Source organism: Campylobacter massiliensis (assembly GCF_014253065.1).
Classification (GTDB): Bacteria; Campylobacterota; Campylobacteria; order Campylobacterales; family Campylobacteraceae; genus Campylobacter_A; species Campylobacter_A massiliensis.
This window is the reverse complement of record NZ_JACLZK010000001.1, coordinates 1075422-1088824: the sequence shown is the minus strand read 5'-3', so window position 1 is coordinate 1088824 and position 13403 is coordinate 1075422. Positions and strand designations below refer to the sequence as shown.

13 protein-coding genes are annotated in these 13403 nt (G+C 46.0%); 6 read left to right on the top strand and 7 right to left on the bottom strand.

Features of this window, described 5'->3' with window-relative positions:
* Positions 1–131: 131 nt before the first annotated feature.
* From H7R39_RS05170 to H7R39_RS05160, 3 genes are read right to left on the bottom strand one after another with little or no spacing between them, the layout of a single operon-like run.
* A complete protein-coding gene (locus tag H7R39_RS05170; RefSeq protein ID WP_002950947.1) occupies positions 132–764 on the bottom strand; it encodes a protein-L-isoaspartate(D-aspartate) O-methyltransferase in 633 nt (210 codons plus the stop codon).
* The gene (locus H7R39_RS05165; RefSeq protein WP_185898243.1) at positions 761–1531 is read right to left on the bottom strand and encodes a carbon-nitrogen hydrolase family protein; all 771 of its coding nucleotides are present in this window, start codon (positions 1529–1531) and stop codon (positions 761–763) included. The genes H7R39_RS05170 and H7R39_RS05165 overlap by 4 nt, the downstream gene beginning before the upstream one ends.
* Entirely contained in the window at positions 1518–2540 is a 1023-nt protein-coding gene (locus tag H7R39_RS05160) for a ribonucleotide-diphosphate reductase subunit beta (protein WP_002950951.1), read from the bottom strand. Before H7R39_RS05160 ends, H7R39_RS05165 begins: the two co-directional genes overlap by 14 nt.
* Before the next feature lie 122 nt (positions 2541–2662).
* Between H7R39_RS05160 and H7R39_RS05155 the strand changes: the two genes are divergently transcribed.
* On the top strand, positions 2663–4123 hold the full coding sequence (locus H7R39_RS05155; protein ID WP_185898242.1) for a hypothetical protein: 1461 nt from the start codon (positions 2663–2665) through the stop codon (positions 4121–4123).
* 34 nt (positions 4124–4157) lie between these two features.
* On the opposite strand, the gene H7R39_RS05150 is transcribed toward H7R39_RS05155, so the two are convergent.
* From H7R39_RS05150 to fliK, 3 genes are read right to left on the bottom strand one after another with little or no spacing between them, the layout of a single operon-like run.
* A complete protein-coding gene (locus H7R39_RS05150; RefSeq protein ID WP_185898241.1) occupies positions 4158–5789 on the bottom strand; it encodes a flagellar hook-basal body complex protein in 1632 nt (543 codons plus the stop codon).
* 4 nt (positions 5790–5793) lie between these two features.
* The gene (locus H7R39_RS05145; protein ID WP_185898240.1) at positions 5794–6498 is read right to left on the bottom strand and encodes a flagellar basal body rod modification protein; all 705 of its coding nucleotides are present in this window, start codon (positions 6496–6498) and stop codon (positions 5794–5796) included.
* 47 nt (positions 6499–6545) lie between these two features.
* Positions 6546–8024: a flagellar hook-length control protein FliK gene (gene fliK, locus H7R39_RS05140; protein ID WP_185898239.1), complete on the bottom strand. Its 1479-nt coding sequence runs from the start codon at positions 8022–8024 to the stop codon at positions 6546–6548.
* Positions 8025–8142: 118 nt separating this feature from the next.
* Here fliK and typA point away from each other — a divergent pair, with 118 nt between their 5' ends.
* The 3 genes from typA (at position 8143) to H7R39_RS05125 (ending at position 10707) form a co-directional block, all read left to right on the top strand.
* Positions 8143–9951 (top strand): translational GTPase TypA, encoded by a 1809-nt coding sequence (typA, locus tag H7R39_RS05135; protein WP_185898238.1) that lies wholly within the window; start codon positions 8143–8145, stop codon positions 9949–9951.
* Between the two features lie 232 nt (positions 9952–10183).
* Positions 10184–10444 carry a heavy-metal-associated domain-containing protein gene (locus tag H7R39_RS05130; RefSeq protein WP_185898237.1) on the top strand — a complete coding sequence of 87 codons (261 nt, stop codon included), beginning with the start codon at positions 10184–10186 and terminating at the stop codon, positions 10442–10444.
* Positions 10441–10707, top strand: coding sequence for a heavy-metal-associated domain-containing protein (locus tag H7R39_RS05125; protein ID WP_009494797.1), 267 nt, complete (start codon positions 10441–10443; stop codon positions 10705–10707). The genes H7R39_RS05130 and H7R39_RS05125 overlap by 4 nt, the downstream gene beginning before the upstream one ends.
* A gap of 111 nt (positions 10708–10818) precedes the next feature.
* Here H7R39_RS05125 and H7R39_RS05120 read toward each other — a convergent pair whose 3' ends face one another.
* The gene (locus H7R39_RS05120; RefSeq protein ID WP_185898501.1) at positions 10819–10983 is read right to left on the bottom strand and encodes a hypothetical protein; all 165 of its coding nucleotides are present in this window, start codon (positions 10981–10983) and stop codon (positions 10819–10821) included.
* A 713-nt stretch (positions 10984–11696) separates the two neighbouring features.
* Between H7R39_RS05120 and H7R39_RS05115 the strand changes: the two genes are divergently transcribed.
* Both H7R39_RS05115 and H7R39_RS05110 read left to right on the top strand, forming a co-directional pair.
* Positions 11697–12251: a LemA family protein gene (locus H7R39_RS05115; RefSeq protein WP_185898236.1), complete on the top strand. Its 555-nt coding sequence runs from the start codon at positions 11697–11699 to the stop codon at positions 12249–12251.
* A gap of 268 nt (positions 12252–12519) precedes the next feature.
* Entirely contained in the window at positions 12520–13386 is an 867-nt protein-coding gene (locus tag H7R39_RS05110) for a DUF3137 domain-containing protein (RefSeq protein WP_185898235.1), read from the top strand.
* Positions 13387–13403 lie beyond the last annotated feature (17 nt).

The window sequence follows — 13403 nt, the reverse complement described above, 5'->3', positions numbered from 1 at the left end:
TGCTAAGAATTTGTATGATGATTATACAGTTTTAGGTTTAACGTACGGCTAAATTTCGCGGCGAGCGAGGTTGCGTAGTCAAATTTAAAATGGAGTTCATAAAATAACGGCGTCAAATTTGACGACCTGCGCTACTCTATCCCGCCTAAAAGTGGCACAAATAAGCACTCGTCAAGCGCTTTTTGCGTTATCTCGCCGCGAGCGTCCTTTGTAAATTTGACGATAAACTGTTTGCCGTCTTTTTTGATAGGAGCTACTAAAATGCCGCCGTTTTTTAGCTGGTTAAAAAGCGTCTGCGGCACCTGCTGCGCTGCGGCCGAGAGTAAAATCCTGTCGTAGGGCGCGTAGCTTTTCCAGCCGACGTTTCCGTCGTCAAAGCGCACGTGAACGTTGTGAATTTTAAGTGCCTCAAAGCGTTTTTTGGCTTCGCTTGCGAGCTTTTCTATGCGCTCGACGCTAAAAACCCTGTGCGCCAAATGCGATAAAATCGCCGCCTGATAACCGCTACCGCAGCCGATCTCTAGGGCGTTGTCGATATCTTCGGCCTCAAGCGCAAGCGTCATTTTGGCGACCGTGAGTGGCGAGCTGATCCATTGATTGCCGCCGATTGGCTGGGCGTCTAGGCTGTATGCGTGGCGAGTGACGGGCGCAAAGATCTCGCGCGGAGTGTCGCAAAGCGCCTTGTAAAGCGAGGGCGTCAGAGTGAGTATATCGCCGATCTCGTCGGCCATGTTTGTGCATTTTGATTTTTCAAGAGCGGTCATAAAAGTCCCAAATTTCGTTTGGTTTCAAGGATCAAATTTGAGTCGAATTTGACCTCTTTTGCAAATTCGCCGCCCGGTAAAAACACGCCAGAAAACTCCAAATCAAGCGAGCTTGCGGCTACGACGTAGCAGCTATTGGCAATCGCTAGAGCCTTGCAAAGCGTAAGATATGCGTCCTCGCGCGCCTTGCCCCACATGGCTGGCACTAGGATGACGTCGCAGCCCTTTAGCTGCTGCCAAAGATGGGCAAATCTTAGTTCAAAGCAAATTAAAACGCCGATTTTTAGCCCTTTAAAATCAAACGGCTTTATCGCAGACTCGTCTCCCGCGGCAAAAATTTCGTGCTCTAAATTTGGGCGAAAAAGCTTTGATTTATTTTGCGTGTAAAAGACGTTTTGGCTGTTTAGCAGGATAAATTCGTTGTAAATTTCGTTTTTTTGTGCCTGCGTGATTGAAATTTGCGCGAGCCCTTTGGCACGGTTTAGGCTCGTTAGGTGCGTTAACCCAAGGAATTTATCGGGGCTTAGCGCTTCTTGTAGCGCTTCAAAAAGTATAGCATCAAAGCTACCGATCGAGCCGCCCAGCATTGCTCGGTTTGCCCCGCTAAAAAATCCGTCGAAGTCATACCCGCTCACGCACAGCTCGCTAGCTAGGATGACCGAATTTTCGGGTGCTGCGGCGATTTTTTCGAGCAACTCGTCTTGACGCTGGGAACAAGAGGGCGCCGTTAGGACGATAGGGTATAAATTCGGACTAAAAGTCGTCAAAACTGATGCTTCCTTTGCTGTAGTTTGTCACCTTTGCTTCAAAGAAATTTGATTTCTGGTCGTTAAATTTAGCAAAATCATCGACCCATTTGATCGGGTGAGGGACGTTGTAGCGGCGTTTTAGTCCGATGGCGACTAGGCGCTGATCGATGAGGTAGCGGATGTATTGCTCGATGATGTCGTCGGTAAAGCCCATGATCTGGTTTTGCGTGATGTATTTGCCCCATTTGATCTCAAGCTCGCCCGCGCGCTCGAACATGTCGTAAATTTTAGCCTCGGTTTCAGGCGTAAAAAGATCGGGACGCTCGGTGCGGACGCTGTTTATCATGTTTTGGAAAAGTAGCAGATGCGTGATCTCGTCGCGCTGGATAAAGCGAATCATCTGTGCGCTGCCTAGCATCTTGCCCGCACGCGCCAGCGCATAAATCGCCGTAAAACCGCTATAAAAATAAATGCCCTCTAAAATTTGATTCGCCACCATGGCTAGCAGTAGCTTTTCGTCCGTTACTTCGCCCGCCAGCTCCTCGTAAACGCTTGATATGTAGTCGTTTTTCTCGCGCAAAACCTCGTCGTGCTTTTCCATCTCGTAGATCAGGTCGGTGTTGTCGCAGATGGCCTCGACCATGACGGCATAGGACTTGGAGTGGTTGGCTTCCTCGTAGGCTTGGCGCGCTAGGCAGGCGTTGATCTCGGGCGCGGTGATGTACGGGTTGATGTTATCGGCTAGGTTGTTCGTCTGAAAGCTATCCATCGAGATGAGCTGACTCCAAACTAGATCGTACATGCGCTTTTCGGCCTGGGTGAGGTTGTAGGCGTAGTCGCGTACGTCGTCCGTGGTGTCGACCTCTTTTGGAAACCACGTGTTGGCTTCCATCAGGTCCCAGAGCTTGAGCGCCCATTGATATTTTGCTTTGGTGAAATTTAAAATGCCGTGCGGATTGCCGTTAAATACGCGGCGATCGGTCAAATTTTCGTTTGAGCTTGGATTGTAGATTCTTTTTCGGTTCATAAAATTTTTAGCCTTGGATGAGTTTAATTTTTGTGGATTTTATCAAATTTAATTTCTAATACGGCTTAATAACCCAGATATTTTGTTACAATACATTTAATATTTTATTTAAGGAGTTTTGCATGGGACTTAGCAGATCTGAGATATCAGCGCTTTATGTAAGCCTTTTTGGAAGAGTTAGTGAGGGCGGCGGCAATGATTATTGGGCTAATGTTTCTAAAGTTTATAACTATTCTATGGCTAATGTAGCAGATGCCATGCTTGATACTTTGGATTCTAAGAAATATTTTGGCTCAAATTTGAAAGATAATTTTAAATTTATAAACTTTATCTACGAGAATACCTTAAACAAGTCAGCCTATGCTAGCAAAGGTATGGAGGTTGATATAGAGGGCGTAAATTATTGGGCGTCTTTGCTAAATAAGGGCTATAGCAAAGGAGATGTGGTTGCGAGTATGATAAATGCTATTTACGATCCTAAATATTCAAATTTAGATGCCGCAAAGCTATTTAAAAATAAAGTTTTGCTCTCCGATGCGGTGTCTCGTTTGGTAGATAAAGCCGACATTAATAATTTGACGCCGTTTGTGGACATCATAGCTAGAGTAAAGCCATCGTCTACCTCATATGAGATAAATAATATGTCTATGGATTTAAAAAAACTATTAGATAATCCTGGAACCGAGCTTGGATATAGATGGGATGGCGATAATTTAATACTTAAAAAAGATGCTGTAGGCATGATAACTATAGACAAAATTCCTCGTAGTATAAGCATAGAGGGGCGAGATATAAGAGCAGAGACAGAAAAGTATCATAGTTATGCTACGGAAAGAGATTTTTTAAAATATATAACCATGACTGAACAAACTTCAAAGAAAAAAGTGGACGCGTCAAAAAGTGTAGTGGCGTATAATTACGACGTAAACAATACGCGCTATGTGGTAGTAGAAAAAGATGGGATTAGAAGTACATATAAAGAATTTTTATGGTTTGGTGATGATGAGAAAGAGATATACTCTCCAAACGGCGATGTTATGCTTAGGATAATAGATATGCCAAAAAGTATGCCAAACTATAGCGGAAGTGGAAGTAAAATTTCATTAAATAACTCCGTAAATATTCCTCCAAAGCCTTATTTTTCAACAAATACTCACACTGTAGATAAAACTCAACAGACCAATGGATATCATTGGGAGAGCGACATACTAGTGCTTGATAGAGATGTAAAGGGGATTATAAAAATAAATAAAATTCCGAACGCTATAAAAATACCTATAGATGGCGTAGGAAAAATAAACACTATGGAAGGCGGCGTAAAATCTTATCATAGTTATGACGATATGATAAATAATATAAGCGAAGAAAGTTATACAACGCAAAATTTTAAAAATAAGGGTTTGGTCGGGCAGGCTCAGGTAAACGATACTCGATATGTGTACATTAATAAAGACGGTTATGACTCCGGAGACGGTCGTATATTTGATGCCTCAAGCGACATTATGATAGCTATAGCTGGACTTGTGGATACTAAAAAAGAGTACGTTGGATATACTAATGACGAAATTAATATAACTCTATAGTTAATTTAACCCGCGTTAAATTCGCGGGTTAAATTTAGCGCTTTAGCTCGATTGCGCGCTGGAGCATTTCGTTGCTAGTCGTTATGCTCTTGGCGTTAGCGTCGTAGGCCTTTTGCGTGACGATGACCTCGGTTAGAGCCTGGGCCAGATCGACGTTTGACTGTTCTAGCGTGCTGCTAGCTAGTTTGGCGCCGTAGATACTTTTACCGCCCGCGTCTTTGTAGAAAAAGGCAGCGCCGGAATTCGCGCTTTGCGAATAGATATTATCGCCCATTTTTGCAAGGCCTTGCTCGTTTTGGAAGTGATAGAGCGCGACCTTGCCGACGGAGCGGACTTGACCGTTTGTAAATTGTGCCAAGATATTTCCCGAGTCGTTGGTGTAATAATCCTTTAAAATTCCCTCACGCACGCCGTCTTGAGCGATCGAGATGCTTTTTGCTTGCGACGTACTGGTAACGCCCGAGTAAATTTGACCCGCAGCCGCAGGAGTACCGAAGTCTAGCTCGATTTGCGAGCCGTTAGTGTCTACCGAAGCCAGAGTTGTACTAACCAGTCTGCCCTCGTGGTCGAAATTTAACTCTCCGTTAGCGTTTGAGATCGTTGCGCCGCTCGCGTCTTTTACGGTTGCCGCCGCTTCCCAAACCGTACCGTTAGCGCCCTGGGGTACTCGTTTTGTTAGCGTTAGTTCTAGAGTATTTTTCGTGCCGTCCGCGTTTAAAAGCTCGGTTACGAATTTTTCCTGATTCGCCGCTTCTTTGGTCGTATTTATCTTAGCGGTCAAATTCGGCGCCGCAGTCAGATCAAAGTCTCTTTCGAGTTTTTGACTTATGCTCCAGTTGCCATTTTCGTCGATCGGAGCGCTAAATTCAGCCGTTTTGCCGTTTGCGTCGGTTGCCGTTACGGTGATGAGATCGCCTTTTCTAGGGCGAGTTATCGCGGCGTCAGGCGTAACTCGTCCGCGTAAATTTATAGTTCTAGAAGCATTATCTATGTTGCTCGTATAGGTTGCGGCGTCTACGGGCAAAGTAGTAGGCTCGGTTTTAAAAGATGAGTCGAGATTGCCTTTAAAAGTAATCTTCGACGTCGGTTTGGTCGGCAGATATAAAAACTCCGGTAGGCGAATTTTGCCCTGGGAGCCGATGTCGCCCACGTCAAGGTTTGTAGTATCGGCACCTAGAGTGTAGGCCTGCGTGACTGTAGCCGTGCTGTTTACTCTACCGAAAGCCTCTATCGCGCCCTGGCTTGGAGTGACTTGCGTTAGCGTATTTTGCGTACCTAGGACGTAGTTACCTTGATTTGTTACGAGATATCTGTCTTTATCTACGCCAAAGCTACCGGCGCGCGTGTAGTAGGTTCCTGAGCCGTTCGTTACGCCGAAAAATCCCTTGCCGCCGATTGCCATATCTAGGACGTTATCGGTTTTCATAAACGGGCCCTGCTTGTAAAAGCTAAGCGCGGTCGTCATACCCGTAGCGCCCAGACCGACTTGATCTTGGGTCGGGTTATTGCCCGCAGCAAAGGATGTCTGATAAAAAATGCTTTTAAATTCCGGTATCGAAGCGGTAAAGCCGACGTTGTTTATGTTGGCGATGTTGTTCGCCCAAACGTCCATGCTAAACCCCTGCGTTCTGACTCCGCTAACGCCGTTATATAGGCTTCTTACCATGGATTTATCCTTTTGACGGCTCGGTAAATTCTTTGACTTTGTCGATGCTGACGTATTGTCCGCCGACCTTTACCTGTGCGACACCGTCGATAAATTTGACGCCCTCTACGAGATAGTTGCCTACGCCGCCGCTTTTGGCTTTACCCGCGAGATCTACGTAGTTTATCTCTACCGAGTAGGTTCCCGCTTTTGCGTCGTTGCCCGCGCTATCTTTGCCGTCCCACTCGAATGTATTTGCGCCCGCTTTTGCTTCGCCAAACTCCAGCGTTCTTACGAGTTTGCCGCTATTATCTCTTATATTTATCGTGCCGCCTTTTGCCGCGCTTTCTAAAAATCCCGCAAATTTGACGCCTGAGCCTTCTTCTTTTACGATGCCGCTATCGCCGATTTTAGCCATCTTGCCGAGTACTCCGACGGCGTACATATTTGTGCTGTTTTTTAGCTGGTCGGCTAGCTTTTGCATCATTTTGTTCGTATTTTCCTGCATCTCGAGCGAGGCTAGCTGGCTAGTTTGAGTTAGCATTTTTTCCGTATCCATCGGACTTGTCGGGTCTTGATACTGAAGTTCGGTCAAAAGAAGTTTCATAAAAGCGTCCTTGTCTAGCTGGGCGTTTGGATTGGTGCCTGCGGCCTTTTGTAGGGCGTCCGCCGATTTTTTGGCGGCTTGGTTGTTTACCGTGAAGTTATTGGTTTCTAGTCCGTTTGACATCTTTTATCCTTTAAATTTTTATATCTCAAGCAAATTTGATTCCAAATTTACACGTATCGCGGAACGACGAGCTCTAAACGAGGCGCCGCCGCTTCGCCTTGCTCTGCGTCGTCGGCGTTAAATTTAGAGCCTTTGTAACTCTTTTGTCCTTGCTCTTTTTTAGGCTGATTTTGATCGCTAAAGTTCATCTCAAGCTCGGTAAAACCCATATTTACGAGGCTGTTTTTAAACTCGGCCTGATTTTGTAAAAAGAGGTTCATCGTCTGCGTGTTTGAGTTGAAATTTATGTGCAGATTGTTGCCGCGATTTACCATCGTGATCTCGACTTCGCCCAAATTTAGCGGATTTAGCGTGATGTTAAAGCGCATAAAAGGCGATTTGTAGGCCGCGACTTGCTCTTTTAAATTTGAGCTAAAGTTATCAAACGTCTCGCGCACGGCTTGGAAATTTCTAGTTTGAGCTTTGGCATTTGAGATTACGTCTTTTACCATCGCGTTTAGCTCGCTGTTTTCGCTACCTTCGCTTTGCGGTTCGGTTAAAACCTGCTCCTCGGCGCTCTCGCGCTCCGGAAATAGCAAATTTTGTAAATTTACCTTTTTAGAGTCTTGACCGAGCCCCGATTTTTCGCTTTTTGCAGCGGTTAAATTTAGCTCGCCTTCGGCTTTGAGGTTTGGCTTTTGCTCATTTTCATCTTGCGAAATCGGCTTGTTTTCATCTGTGCTTTCGTTTGTGTTTTTTACCGCATCGCGTAAAATTTTGGCGTTTTGGGCTAAATTTTGTGTATTGTTTTCCGCTTTCGTAGGCGCGGCTTCAGGCTTATTTTGCGGTTTTGTTTGCTCTTCTTGCACGGCGGCTAGTAGCTTATTTAGCGTATCTTTTGGCTCTGGCTCGTTTGCGTTTATGGCCTCTTCGACCTTGTTTTTTAGCTCGCTAAATGCAAAATTTTTCTTAGGAGTTACGGGCTCAAAGAAATCTTTTTTCGCCAAACTTGGAAACATCTCGCCTAGTTCGTCGGCCTGAACCTGCGTCACTTCGATATTTTCTAGACCCAAATTTAGCTTATTTGCGATCTCTATTAGCTCGTTTAGATTTTTAGCTCCCCTTAGCTCGTTTAGCGTAGCTTCGTTTGATAGCACTTTGGCTAGGCGGTTTTCAAAATTTGGAAATTTGCTGATTTTCTCGCCGCCGCTAAGCATCTCTAAAATTTGCAAGAGCTGCATAAAGGTCGCATTTTCAAATAAATTTTCCGCTACTTCCTCGCCTAAAATTTCTTTTACGTCCGTGCTTTGGATAGGTGCTTTTGTTTGCCCGTTTTGAGCCGTTTGTGTGGATAAATTTACTGCTTTTGCCATCTCTTTTAGATCTTTTTCGCTTAAATTTTCGCCCTTTTTAGCGGCCGCGTCTAGCACAATAGAGAGAAACTCGCCGTCCTCTTTGCCGCCTTTTTGCGCGTTTTTGCTCTGTTTTTTCACGCCGCCTTTGATGCTTGCGTCAAATGATAAAATATCGTTTTGAGTTGTCTGCATAAAAACCCTTTAAATTTAACTTTCATGAGCCATGCAAGAAACGTTCCAAAACGGCTTTATTATTTTTATAAGGAAAATTTGGCTAGAATCAGCCCTATTTTAATAACGGAGAAAAACTTTGGAAAAGATACGAAACATCGCCGTCATCGCTCACGTCGATCACGGCAAAACTACGATGGTTGACGAGCTTTTGAAACAATCGGGTACTTTTAACGAGCACCAAGCCGTCGGCGAACGTGTGATGGATAGCAACGACATCGAGCGCGAGCGCGGCATCACGATCCTCTCGAAAAATACCGCGATCCGCTACAAAGACACCAAGATCAACATCATCGACACCCCGGGCCACGCCGATTTTGGCGGCGAGGTAGAGCGCGTGCTAAAGATGGTCGACGGCGTTTTGCTACTCGTAGACGCACAAGAAGGCGTAATGCCGCAGACTAAATTCGTCGTGAAGAAGGCGCTCTCGCTTGGCCTTCGCCCGATCGTCGTCGTAAATAAAATCGACAAACCCGCAGCCGATCCGGATCGCGTGATAAACGAGATTTTCGACCTTTTCGTGGCGCTTGAGGCAAACGACGAGCAGCTAGAGTTTCCCGTCGTTTATGCAGCGGCTAGAAACGGCTACGCGAAGCTAAATTTGGCCGACGAAAACGTAAATATGCAGCCGCTTTTCGAGACGATTTTGTCTCACGTTCCGGCTCCTAGCGGCGATATAAACAACCCTTTGCAGCTTCAGGTTTTCACGCTTGATTACGACAACTACGTCGGTAAAATCGGCATCGCGCGCATCTTTAACGGTAAAATTTCTAAAAACCAAAACGTGATGCTCGCTAAAGCCGACGGCACGAAAACGACGGGCAGGATTTCAAAACTCATCGGCTTTCTTGGTCTTGAGCGCCGCGATATAGACGAGGCGCAGGTAGGCGATATCGTGGCTATAGCGGGCTTTGAGGCGCTGGACGTGGGCGATAGCGTCGTAGATCCAAACTCTCCTATGCCGCTTGATCCACTAAAGATCGAGGAACCTACGCTTAGCGTCGTATTTAGCGTAAACGATAGTCCGCTGGCGGGCACCGAGGGCAAGCACGTAACATCAAACAAACTCGACGAACGTCTAGCCAGCGAGATGAAAACCAATATCGCGATGCGCTACGAAAACATCGGCGAGGGTAAATTTAAGGTTAGCGGACGCGGCGAGCTACAAATCACGATTTTGGCCGAAAATATGCGCCGCGAGGGCTTTGAGTTTTGCCTCGGACGTCCGGAAGTTATCGTCAAAGAGATCGAGGGCGTGCGCTGCGAGCCGTTTGAGCTACTAGTATGCGACGTACCGGACGAGTTTAGCGGCACTGTGATCGAAAAGCTCGGACGCAGAAAGGCCGAAATGGTCTCTATGCACCCGACCGGAGACGGACAGACGAGGATCGAGTTTGAGATCCCTGCGCGCGGCCTCATCGGCTTTAGAAGCCAGTTTTTGACCGATACGAAGGGCGAGGGCATCATGAACCACAGCTTCCTTGAGTTTCGTCCACTTATAGGTAGCGTCGAGCACCGCAGTAACGGCGCTCTAGTGTCGATGGAAAACGGCGTGACGCTAGCGTATAGCCTCTGGAACCTGCAAGATCGCGGTATCCTTTTCGTCGATCCGCAAACCAAGACCTACGTGGGCATGATCATCGGCGAGCACAGCCGTCCAAACGATCTGGACGTAAACCCGATCAAAGGCAAAAACCTAACCAACGTACGCGCTAGTGGCTCTGACGACGCTATCAAGCTCGTACCGCCTAGAAAGCTCAGCCTAGAGCGCGCTCTGGAGTGGATCGAGGAGGACGAGCTAGTCGAAGTCACGCCGTCAAATATACGCGTGCGCAAACGCTATCTCGACCCGACTATGCGCCGCAGAATGGCAAAAACAAAAGAATAAATTTTATAAATTTAGCCTGCAAATTATGCTTTTTGCGGGCTAAATTCCCCTCTTGATTTTCCCGCAATATTTTTCCATCCGCTTTAAATCAGCTAAAATTTGACGTCAAATTTTAGTTTTAAATATAAGAAAAAAGTAAATCATATTACATTTTAATATAAATAAAAATAATAAATATATAAGAAATATAGTGATATAATTTCACATCAAATATTATTTTCAAGGAGCGATGATGAAGAAAATTTTACTTTTGGCGGCGATTTGCGGTGCTGTTTCTGCGGAGCAAACCTACGAACTAAACGTGCCGAATATGAACTGCGGCGGCTGCGCTAAGAAAATCGAAGATGCCGCAAAGGGCGTCAAAGGCGTCACCGGAGTGAGCTTTGACCTAAAAAGCAAAGACGTAAACATCACCGCAGATAGCGGCGTGAACGTGATGGACATCGTGCACGCGATCCAAGCCAAAAAATACAAAGTCGGTATCAAAGAATGAAAAAGCTAGCTCTAGCGCTGGCGCTTTGCGCGGCGGCATTTGCGGACAAGACTTTGGTTTACGAGATCCCCAATATGGCCTGCGTGAGCTGCTACGAGGTCATCACGCAGACGCTAAATACGCTTAACGGCGTGAAGAAATTCGAGGTAAATTTGGAGGCCAAAACGGCCGACATCGTTGTCCAGGACGATTTTGCGGAAAATACGGTCGTAGAAGCGCTCAAAAAACAGGGCTATCAGGCGATTTTAAAATCCGCTAAATAGCATTCATCGGTCGTATCTGAGGCTAAATTTGCGATTTTGGCCTCGGATACGGCTTTTTGAAAACGTTGCTTCGTTACAACTGGAGTAAATTTGAACAATAGTTTTAAGGCTCTAAAACTCTAGCCTCAAATTTTTTCTCTTTTCTGAAATATTTAAAATATACGTAAATGCAAAATAGCGGGATAGAAATATACCAAAAAGCGCAAATAGCAAGAAAAAAAGCCCGAAAAACATAAAAGCAAAATAGAATACGACGCCGATAAATAGATCGTTCATTTTAGTGCCTCCGTTGTATAAATTTACGCCTCAATTCTAATAGTATAAATATAAAACAATGCTGAATAAATGATTAAAAACTACACTATACGCGCAGGCCGACGTGCCGACGCGTGCTTCAGAGGGGTTGAGGCAGATGAAGTCTTTCGTCGTTGGACTTTTACTTTAAGTCTGTAACTTCGCAACTGCAAGCAGAGGCCTGTTTGCAAAGGCCTGTTTGCAAAGTTAAAAGAAGCGTAGCTGGACGGTAAAATGAAATCCCGACCTTGGGTAGACTTAAGCGACTTTGATAAAACGATGATGTCTGGTTTCAAACTCCAACGGATTAAATTTTAACGTTAAATTCCTATACGCATCTTTTATAAAATTATCGCTTTGTATTGTACTTTATCAAGAATATCTCAATTTTAGCGCTACGGTTAAATTTACGGCTTGTAACCTAGCCAAATTTGACGGTAAAATGTTAAATTTGATTCGCTTAAATTTATCTTCGTAATCAAATTTAATCCCCTCAAATAGCGACAACAAAACACCCGCCGCAAGGCCATGCGCACCAATCTTGGTGCAACCAAAAACCGCAATCAGCCTGCGTAAGCAACCAAAACCCCGCGCAGTAGCGACAATCCAAGAACCGACAAGAAGCCGAAAATCAAGCTCAAATTTACGAATTTTAGCCCCGTTTAGCTATAATCACACCCAAAAAAGGAGCAAAAATGTACATCGTCCTAGGCATCATCGCCGTCCTCGCGCTAATCGTCATCTCGGTCTACAACTCGCTAGTAGGCAAGCGCAACCAGGTCTCAAACATCAGATCAGGCGTCGATACGCAGCTAAAAAGGCGCTTTGACCTCATCCCAAACCTCGTCGCCACCGTCAAGCAGTACATCACGCACGAGCGCGAGCTGCTGGAAAACATCTCCGCGCTTAGAAGCGGCATCCAAAAGGCCGCGGGCGACGAGCAGAGATTTGCGCTAAACGGCGAGCTGTCAAACCTCATCTCAAAGCTAAACGTCGTCGTCGAGAACTACCCCGAGCTCAAAGCCAACGAAAACGTCATGCACCTGCAAAAGACGCTAAACGAGATCGAGGAGCAGATCTCCGCCGCGCGCCGCGCCTACAACGCCGCCGTGACTGATTATAACAACGCCGTGGAGATGTTTCCGTCAAATCTCGTCGCTAGCTGGGCGAGGTTTCATAAGGCGGCATTTTTCGAGGTACCGAAGGGCCAAGACGATCCGCACGACGTGCACGAGCTTTTTAACCGCTAAATTTGCGCTCGTTTAGTCAAATTTGACGTTAAATTTGAGTGCTTTAACTGCGCTCCTAAAATACAAGCGGGCTTTGTCGGCTCGTCAAATTTGAATATAAAAAGCTGCGCGGGCAGTAAATTTAGTCAGCAAATTTGATCCAAATTTGAAACGTCGCCCGCAAACGACGAGCTTAAATTTAAGCGGTTTAAAACGTAAATTTAAAGACGAAAGCCCGTAAAATAGCCAAATTTGCAAAAAGGGCGTTAGATTAAAAACAGGAGCGAAAATGGACGATCTGGTCTTGCTAGAGCTTGAGCGGCAAAAGGTTTTACGCTCGCTTTTTAGACTAAAGCTCACCTGCGTCTTCGTCGCCGCCGTGGTGGCTTGGCTGCTATATCTAGCCGCGCAAAACGCCGCTCTTAGCGCGGGCGCGTTTGTGGTCTGCGGGGCTGCGATGTACTATTTTTTCGAGAGCATTTTCACGGATAGCTTTACCTTTAAATTTAAACGAAAAGTCGTGAGAGGTATCGTAGAGGAGTGCGGTCTCGCGTATTATCCGGGCGACTACGTAGAGAGCGATTATCTTTATATGATTTACGATTTTGACATCGATAAATACTCGGGTAACGACCTGATCTTCGGGCAGATAGAGGGCGTGCGGGTCAAATTTAGCGACGTAGAGGCGCTAAGCATCAAAGAGGATTTGCGCGGAAACGAGACGCATAGAGTGCTTTTTGCGGGGATTTTATTTGTCGCCGATTTTCCTAAGCGGTTAAAGGGCGTCACGCAAATTTGTAGCGGGATGGATGATTTTAAGGACTACGGCGGCAAGCGCGCGAGGATGGACGACGCGGAGTTTGAGCGGCTATTTCGCGTCTACACGACCGATCAGATCGAGGCTAGATACGCGCTCACGCCTAGCCTGATGGAAAATCTAAAACTGCTAAAAACGAGATTTCACCGCCCTATAAACATCGTGCTGACCAGAGACAAGATCTGCATGGCGATCCGCACGGGACGCGATAACTTCGAGCCCGATCTGCGCCGTCCGCTCGTGGGCAAAGGGGCAAATAGATTTTACAAAGACGAGATCGGCGGCTTTTTGCGTATCGTCGAGGAGCTGCGGCTAAACCGTAAAATTTGGCTGGATTAGGGATTTTGGCGTCAAAT